Source organism: Acinetobacter nosocomialis (genome assembly GCF_041021905.1).
Lineage (GTDB): Bacteria > Pseudomonadota > Gammaproteobacteria > Pseudomonadales > Moraxellaceae > Acinetobacter > Acinetobacter nosocomialis.
In genome coordinates, this window is sequence record NZ_CP157432.1 from 2,838,899 (window position 1) to 2,864,789 (window position 25,891).

Annotated in this window: 21 protein-coding genes; 9 read left to right on the plus strand and 12 right to left on the minus strand. The window is 38.8% G+C overall.

What is annotated here, in order from left to right; translation table 11 throughout:
- Nucleotides 1–125 precede the first annotated feature (125 nt).
- The 7 genes from dacC to ABLC00_RS13270 all read left to right on the plus strand — a co-directional run bounded on the left by dacC (nucleotide 126) and on the right by ABLC00_RS13270 (nucleotide 6,565).
- Nucleotides 126–1,274: a D-alanyl-D-alanine carboxypeptidase PBP5/6 gene (gene dacC, locus ABLC00_RS13240; RefSeq protein ID WP_002052555.1), complete on the plus strand. Its 1,149-nt coding sequence runs from the start codon at nucleotides 126–128 to the stop codon at nucleotides 1,272–1,274.
- An 89-nt stretch (nucleotides 1,275–1,363) separates the two neighbouring features.
- Nucleotides 1,364–1,909, plus strand: a complete 546-nt coding sequence (locus ABLC00_RS13245) for a gamma carbonic anhydrase family protein (protein ID WP_004707665.1) — start codon at nucleotides 1,364–1,366, stop codon at nucleotides 1,907–1,909.
- A 120-nt stretch (nucleotides 1,910–2,029) separates the two neighbouring features.
- Complete coding sequence (locus tag ABLC00_RS13250) at nucleotides 2,030–2,518, plus strand: NUDIX hydrolase (protein WP_004707663.1); 489 nt, start codon at nucleotides 2,030–2,032, stop codon at nucleotides 2,516–2,518.
- 4 nt (nucleotides 2,519–2,522) lie between these two features.
- Nucleotides 2,523–3,656, plus strand: a complete 1,134-nt coding sequence (gene mnmA / locus ABLC00_RS13255; RefSeq protein WP_002052965.1) for a tRNA 2-thiouridine(34) synthase MnmA — start codon at nucleotides 2,523–2,525, stop codon at nucleotides 3,654–3,656.
- A gap of 13 nt (nucleotides 3,657–3,669) precedes the next feature.
- Nucleotides 3,670–4,404: a high frequency lysogenization protein HflD gene (hflD, locus tag ABLC00_RS13260; RefSeq protein WP_000229973.1), complete on the plus strand. Its 735-nt coding sequence runs from the start codon at nucleotides 3,670–3,672 to the stop codon at nucleotides 4,402–4,404.
- A 54-nt stretch (nucleotides 4,405–4,458) separates the two neighbouring features.
- Nucleotides 4,459–5,847 carry an adenylosuccinate lyase gene (gene purB / locus ABLC00_RS13265; RefSeq protein WP_004885998.1) on the plus strand — a complete coding sequence of 463 codons (1,389 nt, stop codon included), beginning with the start codon at nucleotides 4,459–4,461 and terminating at the stop codon, nucleotides 5,845–5,847.
- A gap of 82 nt (nucleotides 5,848–5,929) precedes the next feature.
- Nucleotides 5,930–6,565: a DUF2238 domain-containing protein gene (locus tag ABLC00_RS13270; protein ID WP_004885995.1), complete on the plus strand. Its 636-nt coding sequence runs from the start codon at nucleotides 5,930–5,932 to the stop codon at nucleotides 6,563–6,565.
- A gap of 51 nt (nucleotides 6,566–6,616) precedes the next feature.
- Here ABLC00_RS13270 and blp2 read toward each other — a convergent pair whose 3' ends face one another.
- The 9 genes from blp2 to ABLC00_RS13315 form a co-directional block, all read right to left on the minus strand.
- Complete coding sequence (gene blp2, locus ABLC00_RS13275) at nucleotides 6,617–8,800, minus strand: Ig-like repeat protein Blp2 (protein WP_004885992.1); 2,184 nt, start codon at nucleotides 8,798–8,800, stop codon at nucleotides 6,617–6,619.
- 195 nt (nucleotides 8,801–8,995) lie between these two features.
- The gene (locus ABLC00_RS13280; RefSeq protein ID WP_004885989.1) at nucleotides 8,996–9,613 is read right to left on the minus strand and encodes a cytochrome b/b6 domain-containing protein; all 618 of its coding nucleotides are present in this window, start codon (nucleotides 9,611–9,613) and stop codon (nucleotides 8,996–8,998) included.
- 137 nt (nucleotides 9,614–9,750) lie between these two features.
- A complete protein-coding gene (sohB, locus tag ABLC00_RS13285; RefSeq protein WP_002052504.1) occupies nucleotides 9,751–10,713 on the minus strand; it encodes a protease SohB in 963 nt (320 codons plus the stop codon).
- Between the two features lie 146 nt (nucleotides 10,714–10,859).
- Nucleotides 10,860–11,762, minus strand: coding sequence for a phosphate ABC transporter ATP-binding protein PstB (gene pstB, locus ABLC00_RS13290; protein ID WP_002052705.1), 903 nt, complete (start codon nucleotides 11,760–11,762; stop codon nucleotides 10,860–10,862).
- 13 nt (nucleotides 11,763–11,775) lie between these two features.
- Entirely contained in the window at nucleotides 11,776–13,173 is a 1,398-nt protein-coding gene (gene pstA / locus ABLC00_RS13295) for a phosphate ABC transporter permease PstA (RefSeq protein WP_004885980.1), read from the minus strand.
- Nucleotides 13,170–14,549, minus strand: a complete 1,380-nt coding sequence (gene pstC, locus ABLC00_RS13300) for a phosphate ABC transporter permease subunit PstC (RefSeq protein WP_004707651.1) — start codon at nucleotides 14,547–14,549, stop codon at nucleotides 13,170–13,172. The genes pstA and pstC overlap by 4 nt, the downstream gene beginning before the upstream one ends.
- A 100-nt stretch (nucleotides 14,550–14,649) precedes the next feature.
- On the minus strand, nucleotides 14,650–15,681 hold the full coding sequence (locus tag ABLC00_RS13305) for a substrate-binding domain-containing protein (RefSeq protein WP_004707648.1): 1,032 nt from the start codon (nucleotides 15,679–15,681) through the stop codon (nucleotides 14,650–14,652).
- Nucleotides 15,682–16,136: 455 nt separating this feature from the next.
- On the minus strand, nucleotides 16,137–17,516 hold the full coding sequence (locus ABLC00_RS13310) for an amino acid permease (protein ID WP_002052892.1): 1,380 nt from the start codon (nucleotides 17,514–17,516) through the stop codon (nucleotides 16,137–16,139).
- 139 nt (nucleotides 17,517–17,655) lie between these two features.
- Nucleotides 17,656–19,377, minus strand: a complete 1,722-nt coding sequence (locus tag ABLC00_RS13315; RefSeq protein ID WP_004885974.1) for an alpha-keto acid decarboxylase family protein — start codon at nucleotides 19,375–19,377, stop codon at nucleotides 17,656–17,658.
- A 134-nt stretch (nucleotides 19,378–19,511) separates the two neighbouring features.
- Here ABLC00_RS13315 and ABLC00_RS13320 point away from each other — a divergent pair, with 134 nt between their 5' ends.
- Nucleotides 19,512–19,997 carry an Lrp/AsnC family transcriptional regulator gene (locus tag ABLC00_RS13320; RefSeq protein WP_004885973.1) on the plus strand — a complete coding sequence of 162 codons (486 nt, stop codon included), beginning with the start codon at nucleotides 19,512–19,514 and terminating at the stop codon, nucleotides 19,995–19,997.
- A 71-nt stretch (nucleotides 19,998–20,068) separates the two neighbouring features.
- On the opposite strand, the gene ABLC00_RS13325 is transcribed toward ABLC00_RS13320, so the two are convergent.
- From ABLC00_RS13325 to ABLC00_RS13335, 3 genes are all read right to left on the minus strand, one after another.
- Entirely contained in the window at nucleotides 20,069–21,499 is a 1,431-nt protein-coding gene (locus tag ABLC00_RS13325) for an aldehyde dehydrogenase family protein (RefSeq protein WP_348941026.1), read from the minus strand.
- Nucleotides 21,500–21,784: 285 nt separating this feature from the next.
- Entirely contained in the window at nucleotides 21,785–23,317 is a 1,533-nt protein-coding gene (locus ABLC00_RS13330) for an aspartate aminotransferase family protein (RefSeq protein WP_004707641.1), read from the minus strand.
- A gap of 2 nt (nucleotides 23,318–23,319) precedes the next feature.
- A complete protein-coding gene (locus tag ABLC00_RS13335) occupies nucleotides 23,320–24,693 on the minus strand; it encodes a diaminobutyrate--2-oxoglutarate transaminase (protein ID WP_002052610.1) in 1,374 nt (457 codons plus the stop codon).
- 467 nt (nucleotides 24,694–25,160) lie between these two features.
- On the opposite strand from ABLC00_RS13335, the gene ABLC00_RS13340 reads away from it, so the two are divergent.
- The gene (locus ABLC00_RS13340; protein WP_002052708.1) at nucleotides 25,161–25,865 is read left to right on the plus strand and encodes an SIMPL domain-containing protein; all 705 of its coding nucleotides are present in this window, start codon (nucleotides 25,161–25,163) and stop codon (nucleotides 25,863–25,865) included.
- Nucleotides 25,866–25,891: the final 26 nt, after the last annotated feature.

Below are 25,891 nucleotides of genomic sequence, written 5' to 3' on the forward strand. Positions count from 1 at the left end.
TTAGTTAAAAACTCTCTAGTTACAATACTGTTTGAAAAAGCCGACTTCCCCCATAGAAGTCGGCTTTGCTTTGTCCTAAAATGCTAGGCTCTTCTGCTTCACACAAGATATTGGAATTACCTAGAATGACTCGAAAAAGCGCTATTGCTGCACTCCTCCTCTTACCAAGTTTTTCTTATGCAGCAACTGTCTTATCAGCTCCGCCAGAATTAAATAATAAGTCTTATGTATTAATGGATTACGAGACAGGACAGATTCTCGCTTCTAAAAATGAAAATGAAAAGCTTGCGCCTGCTTCTATGACTAAAATGATGACAAGCTACATCATTGAACAAAAACTATTAAAAGGTGAGCTTACCGAGAATGAAAAGGTTCGTATGAACGAATCTGCTTGGTGTAAAGGAAGCAGCGCTGAATCATGTATGTATGTACCATTAAATGGTACTGCAACAGTTTTAGAAATGCTTCGAGGTATTATCATTCAGTCTGGTAATGATGCGTCAAAAGCAATGGCTGAACATATTGCTGGAAATGAAGGTACTTTTGCTCACCTCATGAATCAGGAAGCAAAACGTATTGGTATGACAAATACCCAGTTTATGAACTCTACGGGCTTACCTGCAGAAGGTCATTATTCAACTGCAAAAGATATGGCTGTTCTAGCTCAACATATTATTAAAGACAGCTCAAGATACTACCCAATTTACTCTGAGAAAGAATTTACATTTAACGGTATCAAGCAAGGTAACCGTAATGCGTTACTTTATACTGACCCAAGTGTTGACGGTTTAAAAACAGGCCACACAGATGAAGCTGGTTACTGCTTAACAACTTCAAGTAAACGTGGCCCAATGCGCTTAATCTCAGTTATTTTTGGTACTGACAGCGTTAATGAACGTGCTAACCAAACACGCGCGTTGTTGTCTTGGGGCTTTGCGAACTTTGAAACTGCAAATGTTCAACCTGCAAACCAAGTTCTTGCCAAAGCTAAAGTATGGTTCGGTAAAGAAAATGAAGTTCAAATTGGTTTAGCAGAGAACTTCAATGTCACTATGCCAAAAGGCAAAGCAGGTGGTATAAAAACTCAATTGGTTGTTCAACCAAATTTAAATGCCCCTCTTCAAAAAGGCCAAGTGGTAGGTAAACTTGTTGCAAGTTTAGATGGCAAAGTTATTGCTGAAAAACCTCTTGTTGCATTAAAACCAGTTGAAGAAGCAGGCTTCTTTGCACGCATGATCGACCATATCAAACAATTCTTTAGTAACTTATTCTAATTTTAGAATAGTTCAGTTAAGCACTCATGCTATTAGCTTGAGTGCTTTTTTATTTTATACTTCTATTAAATTTTATTTTGATGCTTCTCATGACAAAAAACATCCGTCCTTATTTAGATCATCATCCACAAATTGATCCAAGTTGTTACATTGATGAAATGTCCGTGGTTGTCGGTGATGTTAAATTGGCCGAAAATGTTTCGGTATGGCCTTTTGCAGTCATTCGCGGAGATGTAAATAGTATTCAAATTGGTAAAAATAGTAATGTACAAGACCATTGTATGTTACATGTCAGCCATAAAAATGATGCAAAACCGAATGGTTCGCCTCTTATTATTGGTGAAGACGTAACAGTAGGTCATCATGTGACTTTACATGGCTGTACGATTGGCAACCGCGTACTAGTCGGGATCAATACCGTCATTTTAGATGATGTCGTTATTGAAGATGATGTAATGATTGGTGCGGGAAGTTTAGTTCCACCTCGTAAAGTCTTAAAAAGTGGTTATCTCTACGTTGGAAGTCCAGTACAGCAAGTACGTCCTCTAACTGAAAAAGAATTGGCATTTTTACCTTATTCAGCAAGACATTATGTAAAAGTGCAAAATAACCATAAAGATAACCAAACCAATTAATACATACTCAATTTTTTCAAACGATAGAGCTTTTATAGTTCTCTATCGTTTGTAAGATCACCGTAGCCAAAAACCCCTAAATTTCGTATCATACGACTTTTAAATTCATGGTGCTTTTTTATGGCCGCATGGACTCCTCATGTCACTGTCGCTACAGTCGTAGAAAAAGATGGACGCTATCTTTTTGTCGAAGAACATAGCGAAGGTTTTGTACACACTGTGTTTAATCAACCTGCTGGTCATGTGGAATGTGGTGAAACGCTAATAGAAGCTGCTATTCGTGAAACACTTGAAGAAACGGGTCATCATGTTGATATAGATGCCTTACTTGGTATTTATACATATACTCCGCCTATGTTTCCGGATCGTACTTACTATCGCTTCTGCTTTTTAGCACATGTCACTCATGTCGAAAGCGACCCAAAACTTGATACAGGTATTGTTTCTGCTGTCTGGATGACTCTAGATGAGCTTCAAGAATCTGCCCGCGCTCGTAGTCCTCTGGTCATTAAAGCGATTGAAGATGCCATAAAAGGTCACCATTATCCTTTAGCTCTTATTTATGAGCACCCTTTCTCTCCCTCATTAACTTCTCATTTGGATGCCTAGTCCTATGCAACAACGTGTCATCGTCGGTATGTCTGGTGGCGTAGATTCATCTGTTTCTGCGGCACTCTTACTTCAACAGGGTTATCAAGTTGAAGGTCTCTTCATGAAAAACTGGGAGGAAGATGACGGCACGGAATACTGTACAGCAATGGAAGATTTAGCCGATGCTCAAGCAGTAGCAGATAAAATCGGTATTAAACTTCACACTGCAAACTTTGCGATGGAATATTGGGATCGTGTATTTGAACACTTCTTGGCTGAATATGCAGCTGGCCGCACTCCAAACCCAGATATCTTATGTAATAAAGAAATTAAGTTCCGTGCGTTTTTAGACCACGCCATGACTTTAGGTGCCGACTTTATTGCAACAGGTCACTATGCTCGTCGTGCTGAAACTGCATACAACTCTAAAGGTGAAGCATATGCACCTTTATTACGTGGTTTAGATAATAATAAAGATCAAACTTATTTCTTGCATGCAGTACATGGCCGCGAAATTAATAAAACGCTCTTCCCTGTTGGCGAAATTGAAAAACCGGAAGTTCGTAGAATTGCCGAAGAGCTGGACTTAGCAACTGCGAAGAAAAAAGATTCAACTGGTATATGTTTTATCGGTGAACGCCGTTTTAATGACTTCCTTAAACAATATTTACCCGCTCAACCAGGTAAAATTGTGCTGGATAATGGTAAAGAAGTTGGTGAACATCACGGTCTGATGTACTATACGCTCGGTCAGCGTGGTGGTATTGGTCTGGGCGGTATGAAAGGTGCAGCTGAAGGTGCATGGTTTGTACTTCATAAAGACGTTGCCAATAACCGTTTAGTTGTAGGCCAAGGACATGAACATCCACTTATGCAAAGTACGCAGCTTTGGAGTGAGTCTATTGACTGGGTAGCTGGTGAACAACATATTCCGGCTGAAGGATTACGTTGTACCGCTAAAACACGCTATCGCCAGCCTGATCAAGCTTGCACAGTGTTTATTGATGAAAATAGTGAGCATGGTGTTCGTGTTGAATTTGATGAACCTCAACGCGCAGTTACACCAGGTCAAAGTGTTGTATTTTATTCAGATGAAGTTTGCCTAGGCGGGGGTGTGATTCACCATACAAATGCCCCTACACCAAATTTTATTTAAGGGAATGAATGGCATGGTGGAGTTACCCTTTCAACAATCACAAGCCTTGAATGTTCGCCAAAACCGTGCCCTTGCCTTGGCGGGGGTATTTCAAGCGACCCAGCTTACGCATATGACCGCTATGACAGGTCAACAAAGTATTGGTGAAAGTGGTAACTTCTATTTTGAATTATTAATAAAGGCGAGTTTAAATATTCGCCCTACAACAAATAATAATACCGTTCAGACATTAGATTTTTTTAATCAATTGGCTGATATTTCTCTAGGTCTTAAAACTCTTGAGAATTGTATTACCCAGCCTTTTACCAATGCGCCCAAATCTCGTTTGCCTAAAATGCGTAGTGCAAAACTTCCTATGTCTTACGCGATGTCACTTTTGCAGCTAGAAAAGAAGGTCTATAGCAATCCTGAATATGTGGCCATTATTGAAAAAGCACAGCAGAAGATTTTAAAACAGCTTTCTTTTTTCGATAATAACTATTTACACCCCAGCATTTTAGCCAATTTGGCACAAACCTATGTTGATACTGCCGGGCAAATTAATCCACGCATTCTTGTTCGTGGTAATGCTGAGGCATTTAAAGATACCAACCATACCAACCGTATTCGTGCTTGTCTGTTTACAGGGCTACAAATGGCTCATTTATGGCGACAACTCGGCGGTAGTTCATGGAACATGATTTTTAGCAAACGTAAATTGCTACAGGATATTCAAGCTCTTGCTCGCTTACAGTACCAAGTTATCTAAGGCTGTAACGAGATTATTTTTGTTTTATGTTTATTCCAGCATTAAGGAATCGTTATGAACGCTTTAACCGCACTATCACCATTAGATGGACGTTATGCCAGCAAATGTGATGCGCTACGCCCTTTTCTTTCTGAGTTTGGTTTAATTCATGCTCGTGTCACTGTAGAAGTGCGTTGGTTACAAGCGCTTTCTAACCGTCCAGAAATTATTGAAGTTGCTCCTTTCTCAGCTGAAACAAATGCAGCTCTAGATGCAATCGTAAGCAACTTCTCTGAAGAAGATGCGAATCGCATTAAAGAAATTGAACGTACAACTAACCATGACGTAAAAGCCGTTGAATATTTCTTGAAAGAGAAAATTGCTGGTATTGCTGAATTACAAAATGCGGGTGAGTTCATTCACTTTGCTTGTACATCAGAGGACATCAACAACTTGTCTCATGCACTTATGCTTAAAAACGGTCGTGAAGTTTTAGTATCAAGCATGAAGCAAATTTTAAATGCAATTTCTGCTTTAGCAACGACTCATGCTGAACAACCGATGTTGTCTCGTACACATGGTCAAACTGCTAGCCCAACAACTTTGGGTAAAGAAATGGCGAACGTTGCATATCGTTTAGCTCGCCAAATCAAGCAATTTGAAAATGTTGAGTTACTCGGCAAAATCAATGGTGCAGTAGGTAACTACAATGCTCACCTTTCTGCTTACCCAGATGTTGATTGGCCAGCCCATTCACAAGCTTTCGTTGAATCTTTAGGTTTAACATTTAACCCATACACAACTCAAATTGAGCCACATGACTACATGGCTGAATTATTTGATGCATTACGTCGTTACAATACAATTTTGATCGACTTTAACCGTGACGTATGGGGCTATATCTCTTTAGGTTACTTCAAACAAAAACTTAAAGAAGGTGAAGTTGGTTCTTCAACTATGCCACACAAAGTTAACCCGATTGACTTTGAAAACTCTGAAGGTAACTTAGGCATTGCAAATGCTGTGTTGGCTCACTTAGGCGAAAAATTACCAATTTCTCGCTGGCAGCGTGACTTAACTGACTCAACTGTACTTCGTAACATGGGTGTTGGTTTTGCTCAAAGCTTAATTGCTTTTGATGCTTGCTTAAAAGGTATTGGCAAACTTGAATTGAATGCAAACCGCTTGAATGAAGATCTTGACCAAGCTCAAGAAGTTCTTGCAGAGCCAATTCAAACAGTTATGCGTCGTTATAACGTTGAAAAACCATATGAAAAGTTAAAAGCTTTAACTCGTGGTCAAGCAATGACTCGCGACATGATGGTTGATTTCGTAAATGGTAATGAACTTGCTCAAGTACCAAGCGAAGAGCGCGCTCGTTTAGCTAAGCTTACACCTGCAACTTACACAGGTAATGCAGCTGAACAAGCAAAACAAATTAACGATTTAATTAGCAAAATCTAATTAAAAAAATTTGATAAAAGCGAAGCTTAGGCTTCGCTTTTTTATTACACTCATATTCATCAAAAGAAATCTTATTTAGAAAATGATCGAAAAAAAATTTAAGCTTAAACATTATATTGCGCTTAGTCTGCTTTTCATTGCCATTATCATTTCAGGTATACAGCCTCTTGAGTTTGAAGCTTATTTACTTCATCAGGCTGGAACTGTTTTGATGCTGATTCTACTTTTTATTATTTTTAAAAAAATTGGTCTCGATTTTTTAAGTTTTTGTTTTTATTTACTGTTTCTTTTAATCCACGTAATTGGTGCTCATTATCTCTATTCATACGTTCCATACAATGACTGGATTCAGCACATCTTTCATTTTAATTTAGATGAGTACATGGGCTGGTCTCGTAATATGTATGATCGACTTGTCCACTTTTCATATGGTGCTTTGCTCTACCCTCTTATCTATCGTGTTTTCCAAGTATGGTTGCCGACCGCACGTCCTTTTTCTCTATTTTTGCTTGTAGTCCAATTCGTGATGGCGTCTAGTGTTTTTTATGAACTGATCGAATGGGCAATTGCAATTGGCTTATCACCTGAACAAGCTGAAAATTATAATGGGCAACAAGGCGACATGTGGGATGCTCATAAAGACATGTTACTCGCCACAATTGGATCAATTGTTTATGGAGTTATTACTCTTATAACAACACCGAAAATCAAAAATTAGCCATAAATAAAAAGCGCTCATTGAGCGCTTTTATATTTTACATAGAGTCTTTTAAACAACTGGATAAGTCTGTTCTAAAATATTTTGCAAAGGTGAAGAACTCGTATTTGGTAAAATTTGATCAAGATTTGTTGTTTGATCAATTGAAGTATTTACATCAGTTTGCTCAGGTATCTGCGTTGTTTTCAATGCTGTCGATGATAGAAGTTTTGAGACAGGATCTGAGTCGTTTAAAGAAGAGCTTTTTAGCAAATCATCTACAGGAACAGTTTTCTGCTGATTCGTAGGCTCAGTTGTCGTACTTTGCGTAACCTTTAAAGTGTGTAACCCAACACTATCTGCTAAAGATGGTGTTTCTGTACTTAAAGTATTGACTGAAGCATCAGCCAGACTCGCGACTTTCGGTGCAACCACATAAAAAGTAAATGGAGAGCTTGCTTCACTGGTCAGCCCTGCTGCATCAGTTTGGGTTAAAGTAATGCTGTGCTTACCAAGAGTTAAATCCTTATCAAAAGTAAATGACCAAGATCTACCAGCCGTTACAGTCACCACCCCAATTGCAACACCATTATCATAAATCGTAAGTGTCGCATTCGCTTCACCTGAACCTGTAAGTTTTGGCCTAGCATCGTCAGTTTCAGAACCTGCTGCAATAGCACCTTTTATGTCACCTACATCATCTTCTACACTATTTAAGATAGGTTTTGTCGGGGGTATGGTGTCTTTTGCCCCCACAATGTCGAGACTTTCAGATCTATTTCCAGCACCATCGATCGCTGAAACAGCACCATGGTTGTTATCAGTTAATGCAGGCGAAATAGTAATCGTAAATTTTCCATTCGCATCTGCCGTTCCAGTACCAATCACTTTACCAGTTGCATCTTTAATTTCAATTTTGGCATTGGCTTCCGCTGTACCAGTTACCGAAGTTCCATCTGCATTAATTTGAGCCGTTGGTTTATCTGGTGCAATCGAGTCAAAGCCCGGCTTAATTTCAACGGGTTTAGACATATTACCGGCTGCATCTTCAACAACCACTGTACCTTTTTGGGATTCTGTTAAAGCAGGTGAAAGTGTAATTTGAAAGTCACCTTGAGCATCGGCGGTCCCACTTCCAATCACTTTACCATCGGCATCTTTTATTTGAACTTTCGCATTTGCTTCAGTTTTACCATGTATTACTGACCCTTCTTTGTTGACTTCAACAAAAGGAGAAGCTGGTGGCACGGTGTCTTTACCCGCAATAATTTTAACTTCTTCAGATTTATTACCAGCAGCATCTTCAGCAACAACTTTACCGCCCGCTTCACTGGTTAACGGCGGAGTAAGCTTTAAAGAATAAATACCATCTTTATTTGCAAAAACAGAACCTAATACTTTGCCAGTGGCGTCATAAACTGTAATTTTGGCATTTGCCTCTGCCTTACCAGTCAATAATGAACCATCATCGCTCAATTGCGCCTGCGGAGCATCTGGAGGTATTGTATCTTTTGTACCTGTCACAACAGTCGCTTTAGAACTATTTCCAGCCGCATCTTGGGCAATAACGTTTAATTTGTCTCCATTCACGAGCGGCTTATCTAATTTAACCGTGTAGTTACCACTTGCATCTGCAACACCCGATGCGACTGTATTGCCTGCAGCATCTTTAAGATAGATTTTTGCATTTGCTTCAGTTTTACCAGTCACTGTCACGGTATCATCAGCAAGCGTAGCTGTAGGAGCAGCAGGTGCTATTAAATCAGGTGCACTTGATGAGTCATCCTTATCATCTTTCTTAAAAGCCCAAAGATATAATCCTTCCGCAGCTAAAACTGCTAAGCCTGCTTTGAGTACATTACCCATCGTAAAACTTGGATCACTATCAACCGCCATAGTTGCAGCTGCTGGACTCGTACTGGCATAGCCTAAATCTGTAACATGATTTAAGCCTTTATAATCGATCACTTTACCTTGAGCATCGAATTGCGCTTCAACAAATTTTCCATGTTCAGTCGGAAAAACAAGTGAATGCTCTGTTGTATTTGTTGCTTCATTAAAGAAATTTTCTAAGACAATAGTCTCTCCATTTTTTAAATGGATAACTAAGCGCCCACCCTGTTTTTCCATGGATGCAATATCTTTTTGGCTTACACCAATCTGAATAATAGTAGGCTGATTTAAAATTACTTTATTGAGTTGACCATCTTGCAGAACGTCCAAACCCTCTTTGGATGCCACAATTATTCTTGTCATTATTTCCTATCCTGAATTTCAGTTATATTTTTAAATGTGTAACTTTTTAAATGAAACATCTAAAAGCTATTTTATTGTTGCCTAAAATATCAAAATCACTTATCTATCACAATTCAATAAGTATATTTATCAACAATATTTTTTGAATTTTTATTAAAAAATAACTTCGAATAGAGTTTATATAAAACTTATATATTACATTCTTAAATAAATAAAGCTAAAACCTCCTATAAGAAATAAGATGAATAATGTCATAAATTTAGTTATTTTTTTATCTGCCCATGTCATTTTAAGCATCGTCCAACCCTGAAAGCGTTTAGCAAGAATGCTATTTAAAATAAGCGTTGAAAGATGCAATATAACCAAGGCTAAAAATAAGTTTGCGAAAAATGAATGTAAGTCTCTCAAAGCATAAGTAAAGTGTTCTGTTCCGTATCCAAGTGCTACAACAATAGGAATGAGTATGAAAATAAATACTATCGAAGCTTGAAATAGCCCAATACTGAACAATTGAATTGTATTTTTCGAAAAAAGACTGACTGAATTTGTATGGCTAAAGGACTTTTTAATTGCATTAAATGCCATAGTGCTCCGCTTCTTTAAGCCAAATGGCGCAGTACTTGAAACACGTGGACTTAAAAAGTACCAAATAACCCGTGTAATAATGCCAATCAGGAGAATATAACCAAACATCATATGCACCTGATGTAACTCCTCGTTATCCCCTGTAAAATAAGCACCAACGAACGAAACCATAATAATGATGTGCAAAACTCTTATAAGAATATCGATATGCAATAACGTTTTTGACATCACAAAACTCAAAAATTTAAAAATAATATTAACTTTGGCAATTAAAACTTAAATAAATATTAATCAAATTTGGTTTAATCAATTCCATAAAAAAAGAGCACCTATAAAGGTACTCTTTAGTTAAAAACATATCTTAATTAAAATTTGGTATCGCGCATTTGCACTAAAGTTGAATTCGCTTTTGCCAACGTATCTGCAACTTTATGCATTACTGCTGGAATCAAGCTATCTGCCATTTGTGCTGCTTGTAAACCTAACTTTTCACCCAAAGTCGCCTTTTTGCGTGTGTTAATCACATAGACGTCATGCTGAGGTAACAACGCTAATAGGTATTCATCGGAAGTTTGTAATTTATCTACAAGGTTTAAATCAAGCGCATCTTGTCCATACCAGTGCTCACCTGTAGCAACTTTATCTACATTAAGCTGTGGACGATACTTTTCTACAAAGTGCTTAAACAGGATATGCGTCTGTTGTAGCTCTTCTTCAAATTTCGCTTTACCTTCAGGTGTATTTTCACCGAACATAGTCACAGTACGCTTATATTGCCCTGCTGTGTAAAGTTCAAAGTCAACGTTATGCTCTTTTAAAAGACGATTGAAATTTGGAACTTGAGCAACGACACCAATTGAACCCACAACAGCAAATGGTGCAGAAATGATTTCATTTGCAATACAAGCCATCATATAACCGCCACTTGCAGCGACCTTGTCAACACAAATCGTTAAATGAAAGCCTGCATCACGTAAACGAACTAACTGAGCTGCTGCTAGTCCATAACCATGAACCATACCACCCGGACTTTCAAGACGTACCACTACGCGGTCACGTCCAGCTTTAGCGGTAGCTAAAATAAGTGTGATTTCTTCACGGAGGTTTTCAACCGCAGATGCTTGAATATCACCTTTAAAATCTAAAACAAAAATTTTCTGATTGTTCTTACGGCGGATTTTAGCTTCTTTCGCAAGTTGTTGAGCCAATTGTAAAAGCTCTAAACGACTTGCTGTCGTTTGTGCAATTTTTTTTCTCTGTTCATTTACACGTGCATTTAAATGACTAACACGTATTTCCGCAGGGAGTTTAGGCAAATGGAATAACATAAAATTCTATGCTCATAAGTTTGTCTTTATAGCCTTAAGATGTGGTTCTTTTGATTAAAATTCAATAGCGATTTTGCAAAATAGATTCATTTTCATTTATTAAATAAAAAAAGAGCACGAGGCTCTTTTTCTTTTATAACTATAAATTAACCAAAACGGCCAGTAATGTACGCTTCTGTCAATTGATGGTCAGGTTGAGTAAATACTTTCTCTGTAGAGTTTACTTCGATTAGATCACCTAAATGGAAGTAAGCAGTACGGTCTGAAACACGCGCCGCCTGTTGCATTGAGTGCGTTACAATCACAATCGTATATTGGTCAGAAAGTTCTGAAATCAGTTCTTCCACTTTTGCTGTTGCAATTGGGTCAAGTGCAGAACATGGTTCATCCATCAAGATGACTTCAGGACTTACCGCAATTGTACGCGCAATACATAAACGTTGTTGCTGACCACCAGATAAGCCTGTACCCGGCTGATTTAAACGGTCTTTAACTTCTTCCCATAGACCAGCTTTACGCAAGCTATTTTCAACAATTTCTTCTAGGTCGTATTTATCACGTGCTAAACCATGTAACTTTGGTCCATATGCAACGTTATCAAAAATAGACTTAGGGAATGGGTTTGGCTTTTGGAATACCATGCCCACTTGAGCACGTAGTAACACTACATCCAGATTCGGATCATAGATATTTTTGTCATCTAAAGTGATCTTACCTGTTACACGACAACCATCAATTGTGTCATTCATACGGTTTAAGGTACGCAGGAAAGTCGATTTACCACAACCTGACGGCCCGATAAATGCAATCACTTCATTTTGATAGATATCTAAATCAATGCCTTTAATCGCTTCGAAGTCACCATAATAAACATGGGCATCTTGTGCACTGATCTTGATTTCGGTTGAGTTTGGCTTTTTTGAAGTATGTGGCTCAAAATGCGAAACATACGAAGTGCCATGATGCAGTTGTGTATCTGTAAGTGGAGATTGTTCAGTATTCACTAACTTATCCTTTTCTAAGGAATTCGTAATATCGATAGTATTCATTATTTATCCTCTATTACCAACGCACTTCGAACTTTTTACGTAACCAAATTGCAAGGCTGTTTAAACCAATCATTAATGCAAGGAGTACGATAATCGCAGCAGCTGTACGGCCTTCGAAGAAGTTACGCAACTCATTACCTTGCCATAAGTAAACTTGAACAGGTAAAGCAGTTGCTTGATCAAATGGAGTGGTTGGAATACTTGCAACGAATGCACTCATTCCGATTAAAAGTAACGGTGCAGTTTCACCTAGAGCATGTGCCACACCAATAATTGAACCTGTCATGATGCCCGGCATAGCCAAAGGTAAAACATGGTGGAAAACGGTTTGTACTTTAGATGCCCCTAAACCAAGAGCAGCTTGTCGAATTGATGGAGGTACAGCTTTTAAAGAAGCACGTGTTGTAATAATGACTGTCGGTAATGTCATTAAACTTAATACCAAACCACCAACAAATGGAGCTGATAATGGTAAATGCATCCAGCCAATGAAAATTGCAGCACCAAGTAAACCGAATACAATTGAAGGAACAGCAGCAAGGTTATTAATGTTGACCTCAATGATGTCGGTAATAAAATTCTTTGAAGCAAACTCTTCAAGATAGATAGCGCTGGCAACACCAATTGGGATCGAGATAATGATCACAATCAACATCATGAATAATGAACCCATGAATGCGCCTGCAAGACCACTAATTGCTGGTGAGCTACGAGAATCCGGATTCTTAAATAAGTTAGTATTAAACGTATTTTCAAGAATACCTTTTGCTTTCAAATCATCTGCAAGCTTACGGATTTCCGGATCGAGCTGCTGCTGGTCATCTGGTAATGAACGGTCAATGTTACCTTTTAACCAGACATCTACGTTAGCATCACCCAAGAAAGTAAGATTCTCTTTTTTACCAATAAGTGATGGGTCAGCAAATACCATGTCACGTAAACGATAAGCTTCCGAGCTTGCGTAAAGGCTACGTAAAGAATCACGTTGTGACTCAAGTGAAGGGTCTTTAGCAACTATTCCATTTACGATGAGGCTGTCCCAATCCACCATACCCATTTTTGTTTGCCAATCGACATAACGTTCTTGGTAATGAGCAGGTGTTTCACCTTGTGCACGTACTGGCAACGGACCAGCATCAATCACTTTAGGATCAAAGTAAACAGGTACATTCATACTGGTTTGCCAAAAAGCTGGTAAACCTTTTGCCAAAATACTACCAAACAGTAGCGCTACGAATGCAAGGCCAATAACCACTGCTGATAAACCAGCAATACGGAAAGCTTTTTCTTTACGATGACGTTTAGCCAATGACTTTTCAATGACTTTTTTACGGCGATCACGTGCCTGAGCAGCAGCTTGTGGATCAAATACGTTCTGATCCATAGGAGACGATGTATTTGATGTACTCATTCGTATTGCTCACGGTATTTACGCACAATGTACAGTGCAACAATGTTTAATCCCAAGGTGATTACAAAGAGTGTTAAACCCAATGCAAATGCCACCAAGGCCTGTGGGCTTGCAAAATCGGTATCGCCAGTTAACTGTTTTACGATGGTTACGGTAACTGTCGAAACAGCTTCAAACGGATTTGCATGTAGAAGTGGACTGTTCCCCGCTGCCAAAACCACAATCATGGTTTCCCCCACGGCGCGCGATACAGCCAATAAAAATGCCCCTGTAATACCCGGTAAAGCTGCTGGTAAAACCACTTGGCGAATTGTTTCTGATTTAGTTGCGCCAAGTCCAAGTGAACCATCACGAAGTGCACGAGGTACTTGAGTAATAATGTCATCAGATAAAGATGAAACGAACGGGATAATCATGATTCCCATTACGAAACCAGCAGTCAAAGCACTGGTTGCATTAATTTCAATACCGACATGAGCACCAACAGCTTTAAAAAATGGACCAATAATCATCATGGCAAAAACACCATACACAATTGTTGGAATACCCGCTAAAACTTCAATCGTTGGTTTTGCCCATGAGCGTAACCATGGTGACGCATATTCAGCTAAATAAATGGCAATCATTAAGCCAACCGGTACTGCAACCAATAAGGCAATACCACTGACCATGAGCGTACCCCATAGCAATGGTAATAACCCATAGCTACCTTCGGCATTGCCTGAAGTACTAAAGCCGGGGTTCCATTCTGTACCAAAGAAAAAGTCGATTGGACTTACAAAATGGAAAAAGTGCATTGCTTCGCCAAACATCGACATTACAATGCCGATTGTGGTCAAAATTGCCACGCCAGAACACAAGATCAAACCAACATTAATCGCACGTTCCACTTGGTTACGTGCACGATATTCTTGGCTAATTTTTTTCTTTGCCCAGACTAGACCTAATAATGCAGCACAAACAACAACAGCAAATTTGGCAAAAGAGCCAATAGTTTGAAATTTTGCATATTGCTGAGCAGCAGCCAACTCATAAGCAGCTGGATGATCACTTACCCCAAAACCAGAAGCAATCGCTTGAACTCGATCAACAAGTACACTTCTTGCTGCTTCATCAAGAGAAGCTGACACAGAAGCTGGAATATTATTAAAGATAATATGATTTAAAATATTTGGTTCAACCAAGTTCCAAATTATCAAAATTAAAAAAGCAGGGATACCGCACCAAAGTCCAACCAGTGCGCCATAATAACCAGGACGAGAATGTAATGTCGCTGAGTTGCTTCCCTTACCTGCTAGGTTACGGCTTTTTCTCAGCCCAAGTTGATATGCAATTGCCACAAGGGCTAACAACACACCGATAAGTAGCAGATTCATGTATTCTCCACTGTTTTCTCAATTGTCATAATTTGGGAAAAACGTGTTAGACAAAAAGGCTGATGATCACTTGGGATCACCAGCCCCTATTCAAAACAAATTATTTAACAGTTTTACCTGCTTTAAAGTCAGCTAGGACTTTAGCGCGTTCTGCATCAGACATCGCGATTAAGCCATCACGCTCAGCTTTAGAACCTTTACCAGTCGCTTTTTTGCTTAGGAAGTATTCTACATACTGTGGTAAACCTTTAACTGATTTTAAGTGTTCGCCTTTCACATAGAAGAATAATGGGCGAGATACAGGATATGTACCGTTTAACACAGTTTTCTCAGAAGGAAGTACGTTGTTTACTGATGCTACACGTAACTTGTCACGGTTCATGTCATAGAAGCTTAAACCAAACACACCTACTGCACTTGGAGAAGTTTTTAAGCGAGCTAAAGTTTCTGTATAGTCACCAGCAATTTCAATGACACGACCGTCTTTACGGAAAGTCGAACATGCTTTCTTCTGAGCATCTTTATCTAAGTTTTTGAAGTATTCGTATGATTCACAACCAGCATCAACCATTTTCTCTTGGAAAACTTCACGCGTACCGTGGTTAGACGCAGGAATTACAAGTGTAATAGGTTCATTAGGAAGTGATTTGTCGATTTGATTCCAGTTTGTATATGGGTTTGGAACCAATTTACCTTTTGAAGGCAACTGTGCAGCTAAAGCAGCAAACACATGGTAAGGTTTTAATTTATAAGCTGCTTTGTGTGAGCTAGACGCGAATACAATACCGTCATAACCAATTTTGATTTCTTGAATTTGTTTTACACCAGCTTTGTTACAAGCTTCAATTTCAGTGCTTTTAATTTTACGAGAAGCGTTTGCAACGTCGATCGTGTTGTCACCAACGCCTTGACAGAACTGTTTTAAACCAGCAGAAGAACCACCAGAACCTACAACAGGAGTTTTAAATTGAGGAAATGTATTACCAAACTCTTCAGCTACAACGCTGGCAAACGGTAATACAGTTGAAGAACCAGCAATTTGAATCGTATCACGAGCTGCATTTGCAGTCGTTGTTACAGCGGCCCCAGTTACTGCTAACGCAATTGCGATTTGACGTGGATTTAAGCGCATTCTGTTCTCTCTCATTAATGCAATAGGTTGTACGTCACTTTTTGTTTAGTGCTTGTACGCTCTTCGATAGCTGCATTGTGAATAGAAAATATGACAAATAAGTTACAGTATTATGACGCTTTCATGATTTTTATAATGTTCATTGTCACATTTTTAATTTTATTTTATATCAAGCATTTAAACTTATTTTATAAGGCTTAGAGAACCTAATTTTTATATTAAATATGACAATCATCCCAATTACCAAATTTACAATTATTCTTAAATTATAAAAACTTAAAGAATTTAATAAATTGTTATTACAAATTTAATTTTTGACACATTTCTCAAATTTTTAGATGTCATATTTGTTTTTAAAAAATTATTTCGTTCAAAGATGAAAATATTATGACAAAAAGATAAACGGTTACCTGCTTTTTGTCAGATAACCGCAATATCACCGTAAATTAAGCTTATCAGTTTGATTGTACTTCTGGCATTGGGACCATTTTTTTACGGTACTTCAAGAAATACATAATGGCTAAAACAGCAAGCCAGATCGGCCCCAAAATCACAGCCAGTCTCATATCTGGAGTCATTGCCATAATAATAAGAATGAAACATACAAAGCTAATGGTTAAATAGTTACTCCATGGGCTCATGATGCTTTGAAACTTAGTTTGACGACGTTGTAATTTCATTGCTTTAGTAAATTTCAAATGCGTTACAGAAATCATGAGCCAGTTAATGACAAGCGCTGCAACAACTAACATCATAAAGAGCTGAAAAGCTTGGCCAGGAATTAAATAGTTCACCACCACACAGACTGCTGTGATTGATGCAGACACAACTGCTGCCGGAACTGGAATGCCACGGCTATTTACTTTTTTCAAAATTGCTGGCGCATTGCCCTGCTCTGCTAAACCATGCAACATACGACTATTACAGTAAATACAACTGTTATAAACCGAAATAGCAGCAATCAAGACCACAAAGTTCAGAACATTCGCAACGCCATTACTATTAAGGGACTGGAAAATTAAGACAAATGGACTACCACCTTCTGCCACCATATTCCAAGGATAAAGACATAAAAGAATACCAATTGCGCCGATATAAAAAATCAAGATGCGGTACACAATCTGGTTCACTGCTTTTGGAATTGTTGTTTCAGGTTTTTTGGTTTCTGCCGCTGCAATACCAATAAGCTCTAAACCACCAAATGCAAACATAATCACAGCCAAAGCCATAATAAAGCCATGAATACCATGCGGAAAGAAACCACCGTGTTGCCATAAATTTGCAACACCCGCTTGCGGACCTGCTGAGCCTGAAAGTAAAAGATAAGCACCGAAGCCAATCATACTTAAAATCGCAACAATTTTAATGCAGGAAAATAAGAACTCGGATTCCCCAAAAAAGCGGACATTTACCAAGTTAATGCCGTTAATTAAAATAAAGAAAAATAATGCAGTCATCCATGTCGGAATTTCAGGCCACCAGAACTGTATAAACGTACCAATTGCACTCAGTTCGGCCATACTTACCAGTACATACAACACCCAGTAGTTCCAACCAGACATAAAACCAGCCATTTTGCCCCAGTATTTGTTCGCAAAATAACTAAAAGAACCACTTACCGGTTCTTCAACAACCATTTCACCTAAATGACGCATAATTAAAAAGGCAATCACTCCTGCAATTGCATATCCTAATAAAATTGAAGGACCAGCCAATTTAATTGTTTGAGAAAGACCTAAGAATAACCCAGTTCCGATCGCCCCTCCGAGTGCGATGAGTTGAATATGTCGATTGGATAAGCCTTGTTTTAACTCGTGCTTATTGTTTGCATCCATAACATTATCTCCAATGTTGGTGTCACTTCCTGTACACCTTTATTCAGCACCACATCCGAAGATCAGAAACCGACCTTCGGACATAAATTGCTTTAATATGAGTCCATTTAATTTTGAGAAGACGTGTCCTATCTTCTATTTAAAACGAGCTTGCATCCTTACATTTAATAGGTTGGGAACGCTCCTTTAAAATTTCGTAGCCACGATCGCCGTAATCAAAACGTGCAATCACAGAAGCAAATTTTTTCAAACTCACCGGGGCATCCATTGCTGGTAGTTTTAATTCAATAAAAGTTAACTGGTCATTTTGCTGAACGTTGTCTAAAACACTCTTTAACTGTCCTGCAGTTTCAACCACATAAGTTGTATGGCCTTTCTTACCGTTAAATACCGCTGGAATTTCAGTGTATTTCCAGTTTTGCACGTCGTTATAGGCAGCGTTTTCACCCATAATTAAGCGCTCAATGGTATAGCCGCCATTGTTCAGCAAGAAAATAATTGGTTTTAAACCATGACGGATAATTGTAGAAAGCTCTTGTACCGTAAGCTGGAACGAACCGTCACCAATAAACAAAATTTGACGGCGTTCAGGGGCAGCTAACAAACTACCAAGCAAAGCAGGTAAGGTGTAACCAATAGAACCCCAAAGTGGCTGTGCAATATATTTAGCTGTAGCAGGCAGTTTTATACCTGACAAAGCAGAGTTTGATGTCCCGACTTCCCCAATAATCACATCATCTTCTTTTAAGAAACCTGAAATGTAGTTCCAAAGCACATCTTGGCTTAGTCTCTGTTGAGCTGGCGCTTCAACTACTTTCTGAGGTTGTTTTTCAAGAAGGGGAACTGACGATTTACGTGGCGCAACTTTTTTATTTAGCTCAACAAGTAATTGTCCAATTTCAATACCCGGAAAATCCTGACCAAAAATATTTAAGCCATAAGATTTAATTTCGATGTAGTTCCTGGTCTCAATTTGATGAGTAAATACAGCTGAGCCTACATCGGTAAAGCGCGCGCCAATACCAATTAAACAGTCAGATTGTTCAATGATATTTTTCACATGCGGTTGGCTCGCCCCACCAACATAAGTACCAATGTAGCGTGGTGAACCTTCATCCATAATATTTTTTGCAGTATTCATACCTGCAAATGGAATTGAGCATTTTTGAGACAAATCATTTAAAAGTGAAGTTACACCAAAAACTGAAGCTTCATTATCAATTAAAAGCGCTGGACTTTGAGCATTCTCAATAATGTCACAAAGTTTGCTCACCACACTTTGCAATAATTCAGGCTCAACAGCTGGATAACTTAGGTCGAGCGGACGCTCAGACACTTCAATTTTAACGTGAGTAATATCACCAGGTAGTTGGATGTGTACAGGACGGCGTTCAAGGAAACACTGACGTAACACACGATCAATTTCAGAAGCTGCATTTGCAGGAGTTAAACGAGTTTGGGCAACTGTGAACTCTTTCATACAGTTCATAATATTGTCATAGTTACCATCAACAAGCGTGTGGTGAATTAAAGTGCCCTTTTGTACTGCATGTAAAGGTGGAATACCTGAGATATGAATAAGAGGTACATTTTCTGCATAGGCACCAGCAATACCATTAATGGCACTTAAGTCACCTACACCATAAGTCGTAGCCAAGGCAGAAAAACCGTTAATTCGCGCATAACCGTCTGCTGCATAGGCAGCATTTAATTCATTACAATTTCCAATAAATTCGAGTTGTGGGTCTGCTTCAACTTGTTCTAGATATGAGAGGTTAAAATCACCAGGTACACCAAAAAGATGTTGGATACCCATTTGTTTTAGACGAAGATTTAAAAATTCACCAATTTCTATGAACATTGCTCTATATCCTTTGAGACCAATTTTTATTCCATAGAAAAATAATATTTCATCTATCTTTTAGATTTCGTGCATAATGAAAACGCATTTTAATAAAAATACATGATTTGTGTATCATAAAAGGATTTTATGCAATGGATAAGTTCGACTGGCAAATCATTCAGGCACTACAAAAGAATGGACGACTCACCAATCAGGAAATTGGAGATTTAATCGGTTTATCTGCTTCTCAATGTTCAAGACGACGTCAATTGCTTGAGCAAAAAGGCGTGATTCTTGGCTACACGGCACGCATCCAGCAACAGGCGCTAGGGCTTGAAGTTACAGCAATGATTCACATAAATTTAAGAACACACGAGGCAAAATCACAACAAGCTTTTCAAGAGCTGATTGAAGCTGAAGATAACATTCAGGATGCTTTTTCAATTAGTGGCGATGCGGATTTTATTTTAAAAGTTGTTGCTGAAAACTTAGAACAGCTTTCTCAATTTGTTACTGAAAGATTGCTTTCTTATAATTTTATAGGTCACATAAAGTCTTACATTGTTCTGAAAAAAATTAAAGAACAGAATCATTTTTTAATTAAACCTAAAAGCCTGAGCTATCATCACTCCCAATAAATAAGCGAAGTCTTTCTACCATATCGGTGAAAATAAAAAGGCGGATACTAGATCCGCCTTAAAATTAACATTTAGACTTTACTGATATGGACCGTTTGCCCAATAGTATTTTCAAGCAAACCTTCTAAACCAAACTCAGCGCCTAAGCCAGACATTTTCCAGCCACCAAAAGGTGCATGAGGTAGCACTTCTGCATGGGTGTTAATCCAAACCGTTCCACATTGAAGCTGTGTAGCATAGGTCTGTGCAGCTTTAAGATCAGAAGACCAAATTGAACCACCCAAACGAAACTCACTGTCATTGGCACGGGCAATTGCATCACTGATATCGGTATATTTTAAAACAGGCAACACTGGACCAAACTGCTCCTCTTGCACCACGCGACAAGAGTCAGAAACTTCAGTCAAAATAGTTGGCGCAATAAAGTAGCCTTGCTCTGGTAGCTGTTGTTGTCCAGAAAGTGCTTTTGCACCTTGTTCAATCGCTTCAGCAATAAGAGCTTTCACCTTGTTATATTGCATTTGGTTTTGTACTGGACCAAATGTTGTAGAAGATGCCATACCATCTCCCACCACTTGAGCGTTGGCAATATCAGCTAACTTTTGAGATAAAGCCTCATATTGGCTTTCATGTACATATAAACGCTTTAATGCCGCACATGTTTGACCAGCGTTTAAGAACGCCATATTAAAAATCTTAGATGCAATTTCATCGATATTTGCATCTGGTAATACAATACCAGCATCATTACCACCCAACTCTAAAGTTAAGTGTTTTAGCTGTTGAGCTGCACCAGCCATAATGTGCTGACCAGTTCGAGTTGAGCCAGTAAACACGACTTTTTGTACATCTGGATGAGAAGATAATGCTTCGCCAATCTCACCAGCTCCAACCACAATTGAGATTACACCTGCCGGAACTTCTTGCTGGATGATTTCACATAAACGTAAAGTCGATAGTGGTGTGTATTCAGAAGGTTTGCTAATCACAACATTACCAGCACGCAATGCAGGCATGATGTGCCAAACTGCAATCATGAGTGGCCAGTTCCATGGCGTAATTGAAGCCACTACACCCAATGGTTGGCGATGGCGCTCAATACGCTTAGTTTCACTGTCTTCAATTACTTCTACCGGTAAATCCATAGAAGCCGCATGACGCGTCCAGCCAATTGCACCCTGCACTTCCATTTGTGCAAGTGCCAGTGGTTTACCTTGTTCAAGGACAACCAGCTCTGCGAGCATTTCAGCGTGCTTTTCAATGCCATCTGCAATTTTATTTAAGATTGATTTACGTTCATCGTGCGAGACTTGTTGCCAAGCTTTAGATGCCTGTTTAGCTGCACTCACTGCCTGGTTCACCTGCGCAACTGATGCTTTTGCACAACGTGCAGCAGTTAAGCCAGTAGCAGGGTTAAGAATTTCTAGTTCACCTTGCTCACCTGAACAACGTTGACCGCCAATAATGAGTTTAAATTCATTGAGCATATTCGCTTGTTGCATTTCTTCTTCCTTGTCTTAATTGTAATTACAGCCACTTACTTTTTTCAGTTAAAGCGGGATTATTTAAAGTAAGTGCGATATTGATATATCAATACAACCCAAAATATCTGGAACCTACCAATACAATAAGAAATTTGCTCCCCATAAATCATGCATAATTATTTTTGTTTTTTGAAAATATGCATATTTTGTGCATATTAGTCTTTTCCGATGCACACTTTTAATAAAAATAATATGTAATAAAAAAGCCCGGCAATAAACCGAGCTTTTTTAGTATCAACTCAATTAGTCGATTGGTGGTACGTAATTACCAGAAGCAATCGCATCTTTAATGCGGTCAGCTTCAGCCAATACTTGAGCTAAAAGGTTTTTAACATTTTCAAATGTTACAACAGGGCTTAATGTAGTCATTTTCAATGACTGTACATTACCAACTTTTGTTACACCGATATTTGCTTCACCACGTGCAAACAATTCGTCTGCTACGTTTTGATTTAAGCTATCGATAAACTCAACTGGATAACCTTCTGGAACAACACGGAACAATACCGAAGCAAATTGTGGTTCAACTAAAAGCTCTAAACCGTCAGTTGCCTTGATGTAATCTGCAACTTCACGAGTCAGTTTTACACCATGGTCAATCATTGAACCATATAGGTCTTCACCTAGAGATTCAATTGTCATCCACAATTTTAATGCATCAAAACGACGAGTCGTTTGTAATGACTTAGACACAAGGTTAGGTACACCATGTTCTTCGTCATAAGCAGAGTTCAAGTACTCAGCTTCATAGTGCATGAAACGATAGTTCGCTTCGTCTTTTAACAAGAACGCACCACAGCTAATGCTTTGGAAGTAATGCTTATGGAAGTCGAGGGTGATCGAGTCAGACAACTCAATACCATCTAGCATTGCACGATAGTCATTTGACAAGATCAGTGCACCGCCCCATGCAGCATCGATGTGCATCCATGAACCATATTTCGTTGTGATTTCACGAATTTTCTTCAATGGATCAATTGCACCAGCATCGGTTGTACCTGCTGTCGCAACAACACAAGCAACAACTTTACCTTCAGCTTGAAGATGCGCCATCGTTTTTTCAAGAGCATCAACATCCATCTGAGCATTTTCATTCACAGGTACAGTTACAACTGACTGGAAGCCCATGCCCATCATTGCCATGTTCTTTTGCACAGAGAAATGCGCATTTTCAGAACAAATGACTTTGACGTTTTTCATTGCTTCAGCTGGAATACCATCACGCTGTACAGACCATGGATTACCATTTTCGTCTTTCCAGTTTTTCGCAATGCACCAGTCACGAGCAAGCAACACACCCATCAAGTTAGATTGAGTACCGCCAGAAGTGAAAACACCTGCCTGACCAGAACCATAACCTACTTTTTGACGCAACCAATCAATCAGCTGAACTTCCATTAATGAACCTGCCGGGCTTTGATCCCATGAGTCCATAGACTGGTTAGTTGCATTGATTAACACTTCCGCGATCTGGCTCATCACCATAGTTGGGCAGTGTAAATGCGCTAATGAATGTGGATGGTGTACTTTCAAGCTTTTATTTAAGAAAAGCTCAATCATACGTTGAAGAGATTGTTGTACACCCATACCTTCTTTTGAAGGTTGGAAAGAAATTGCTGAACGCAATTCTTTAATGCTACCGCCTGTGTACATTTTTTCATTTTGCAACCATGCTGAAACGGCTTTTACCGCTTCGCCCATTGCTGACTCATAGTCAGCAATGGATTGTGCATCATTGCAGAGTAACGCTTTACGATGTTCTGCAAAATCCACCATATTTAAGCGCCTCGTACTGCAACCAATGCTTCTGCAACTGCTTTCTTGAAGCGGGCAATTACTTCAACACACTCTTCTTGAGTAATGATGAGTGGGCAAAGTAAACGAATTACTGTACCGTTACGACCGCCTTTTTCAAGCAATAACTTGTTGTTAAAGCAAGCAGTCTGGATCGCAGCTGCTAACTGAGAGTCAGCAGGATGAGAACCGATACGGTCAGCAGGTTTACGCTCGTCAACGATTTCAACGCCGATCATTAAACCACGGCCACGTACGTTACCGATACATGGGAATTCAGTAGCTAATTTTTTCAATTCAGCTTGTAAGAAGTCACCACGCTCTTGCGCATTTTGAGCAAGATTTTGTTCGCTAATCGTTTTTAATACGACAAGACCAGTACCCATAGCAAGTTGGTTACCACGGAAAGTACCCGTATGACCAGCAGGCTGCCAAGCATCAAATTTACGTTTAATACCTAATACTGCAAGTGGTAAACCACCACCTACTGCTTTAGACATTACAACAACATCAGGTTCAATACCTGCATGTTCAAATGCAAACATTTTGCCTGAACGTGCAAAGCCAGCTTGAACTTCGTCTAAAATTAAAACGATGTTGTGCTTTTCAGTTACTTCACGGATTTTTTGCAACCATTTTACTGGAGCTGTAACAACACCGCCTTCACCCTGAATTGCTTCAAGAATGACAGCAGCCGGCTTAGTTACACCGCTTTCAACATCTTCAATAAAGTTTTCAAAATAGTAAGTTAAAGCATCAACACCAGCTTCACCACCTAAACCAAGTGGGCAGCGATATTCATGCGGATATGGCATGAATTGTACGCCTGGCATTAAACCATTAACTGCATTTTTCGCACTTAAGTTACCAGTCATTGCTAGTGAACCATGGGTCATACCATGATAACCACCAGAGAAACTGATTACTGAACTACGACCAGTGTAAGTCTTAGCAAGTTTAATTGCTGCTTCAGTCGCATCTGCACCAGCAGGACCACAGAACTGTAAGCAATACTCTTCTTTACCACCTGGTAAATATGCTAACAACGCTTCAGTAAACGCATCTTTTAAAGGTGTGGTTAAGTCTAAAGTATGCAATGGCAAACCACTTGCCAATGTGTCTTGAATACTTTGAATCACCGCAGGATGATTATGACCTAAAGCCAATGTACCTGCCCCAGCTAAACAATCAAGGTACTGTGTACCTTCAACATCAGTAACCCAGCAACCTTGTGCTTTCGCTATCGCTAACGGTAATTTACGTGGATAGCTACGAACATTCGATTCCATTTGACTTTGGCGAGTCAAATAATATTCGTTAGTAGCATTAGTGGCAGGGTTGACAGAAGTAACGCTCATATCGGATTACCATCTCTGATAAGGGTAGAAAGAAATAAGTCTGGTGACTTTTGGTCCTTTGACTCGGTGCTTTATAGAACTAGCGAAGACACATATTTTATATCTTGTAACTAGGAGCGCGATGATACCTAATTTTGCAAGAAAAAAAACGTCTTTTGTGTACTTTACTCATCTAATCTTATTGAAAAAATGTATTATCCCAATAGTTATGATGAATTATCATCATACTATGTGACAACCTAAAGAAAATATTCTTTTTTTATATTAGTTTGATTTTTTAAGTTACATTGAAATACTTTATTTTTAAGTTTTTATTTTTTAAAGCTTTTGTCTGCACCAAAAATCAAAAAACTTGATTTAAATATTACAAATACCCCACAAAATCTGCAAAAGTTATGCATAACTTATGTTTAACATTTCTTAATGAAAAAAAATTAAATTTATATTAATTTTTAAAGGATAAATTTATGCGTACTTTAGCAATATCTACTCTTCTCCTTGGTACGGTACTCAGCCCTATGGTTTTTGCCCAAGATGATAATGCACTTCACTACAATATTGTAAATGTTCAAGCTGAAGCTTCTCGTCAGGTATCTAACGATGAAATGCATGCAACGTTATATATTGAAAAAAGTAACAAGCAGCCTGCTGAACTTTCAAATCAAATTAACCAGTTAATGAATCAAGCACTGGCGACTTCACGCAAATATCCACAGGTAAAAGTGGAAACCGGTGCTCAAAGCACTTATCCAATTTATGACAATGACAGTAACAAATTAAAAGAATGGCGTGGCCGTGCAGAAATCCGTTTAGAAAGTAAAGATTTTAAAGCAGCAAGCCAATTAATTAATGAGTTACAGCAAAGCTTTCAAACTCAATCCATTAATTTTAGTGTTTCAGATGAGCAACGTAAAAAAGTTGAAAATGAGTTAATGGTTGAAGCATCTAAAAGCTTCCAGCAACGTGCTCAAATGTTGACTCAAGCTTGGAATAAGAGCCAATACACGTTAGTTAATCTAAACCTAAACACGAATAACTATTTTCCTCAGCCTGTAATGCGTGCAAGTATGGCTAAATTTGCGCTGGCCGAAGCTGCAGCCCCAGCTCAAGATATGGCTGCTGGTGAGTCTAAAATTACCGTAAATGCAAATGGTTCAATCCAGTTTAAATAATTATTTTTCAAACTAAAAAACCGCAT

Bases quoted from the DNA above. Each gene is read 5' to 3' on its own strand.
- dacC (WP_002052555.1), top strand. From the start codon at position 126: ATGACTCGAAAAAGCGCTATTGCTGCACTCCTCCTCTTACCAAGTTTT.
- ABLC00_RS13245 (WP_004707665.1), top strand. From the start codon at position 1,364: ATGACAAAAAACATCCGTCCTTATTTAGATCATCATCCACAAATTGAT.
- ABLC00_RS13250 (WP_004707663.1), top strand. From the start codon at position 2,030: ATGGCCGCATGGACTCCTCATGTCACTGTCGCTACAGTCGTAGAAAAA.
- mnmA (WP_002052965.1), top strand. From the start codon at position 2,523: ATGCAACAACGTGTCATCGTCGGTATGTCTGGTGGCGTAGATTCATCT.
- hflD (WP_000229973.1), top strand. From the start codon at position 3,670: ATGGTGGAGTTACCCTTTCAACAATCACAAGCCTTGAATGTTCGCCAA.
- purB (WP_004885998.1), top strand. From the start codon at position 4,459: ATGAACGCTTTAACCGCACTATCACCATTAGATGGACGTTATGCCAGC.
- ABLC00_RS13270 (WP_004885995.1), top strand. From the start codon at position 5,930: ATGATCGAAAAAAAATTTAAGCTTAAACATTATATTGCGCTTAGTCTG.
- blp2 (WP_004885992.1), bottom strand. From the start codon at position 8,800: ATGACAAGAATAATTGTGGCATCCAAAGAGGGTTTGGACGTTCTGCAA.
- ABLC00_RS13280 (WP_004885989.1), bottom strand. From the start codon at position 9,613: ATGTCAAAAACGTTATTGCATATCGATATTCTTATAAGAGTTTTGCAC.
- sohB (WP_002052504.1), bottom strand. From the start codon at position 10,713: ATGTTATTCCATTTGCCTAAACTCCCTGCGGAAATACGTGTTAGTCAT.
- pstB (WP_002052705.1), bottom strand. From the start codon at position 11,762: ATGAATACTATCGATATTACGAATTCCTTAGAAAAGGATAAGTTAGTG.
- pstA (WP_004885980.1), bottom strand. From the start codon at position 13,173: ATGAGTACATCAAATACATCGTCTCCTATGGATCAGAACGTATTTGAT.
- pstC (WP_004707651.1), bottom strand. From the start codon at position 14,549: ATGAATCTGCTACTTATCGGTGTGTTGTTAGCCCTTGTGGCAATTGCA.
- ABLC00_RS13305 (WP_004707648.1), bottom strand. From the start codon at position 15,681: ATGCGCTTAAATCCACGTCAAATCGCAATTGCGTTAGCAGTAACTGGG.
- ABLC00_RS13310 (WP_002052892.1), bottom strand. From the start codon at position 17,516: ATGGATGCAAACAATAAGCACGAGTTAAAACAAGGCTTATCCAATCGA.
- ABLC00_RS13315 (WP_004885974.1), bottom strand. From the start codon at position 19,377: ATGTTCATAGAAATTGGTGAATTTTTAAATCTTCGTCTAAAACAAATG.
- ABLC00_RS13320 (WP_004885973.1), top strand. From the start codon at position 19,512: ATGGATAAGTTCGACTGGCAAATCATTCAGGCACTACAAAAGAATGGA.
- ABLC00_RS13325 (WP_348941026.1), bottom strand. From the start codon at position 21,499: ATGCAACAAGCGAATATGCTCAATGAATTTAAACTCATTATTGGCGGT.
- ABLC00_RS13330 (WP_004707641.1), bottom strand. From the start codon at position 23,317: ATGGTGGATTTTGCAGAACATCGTAAAGCGTTACTCTGCAATGATGCA.
- ABLC00_RS13335 (WP_002052610.1), bottom strand. From the start codon at position 24,693: ATGAGCGTTACTTCTGTCAACCCTGCCACTAATGCTACTAACGAATAT.
- ABLC00_RS13340 (WP_002052708.1), top strand. From the start codon at position 25,161: ATGCGTACTTTAGCAATATCTACTCTTCTCCTTGGTACGGTACTCAGC.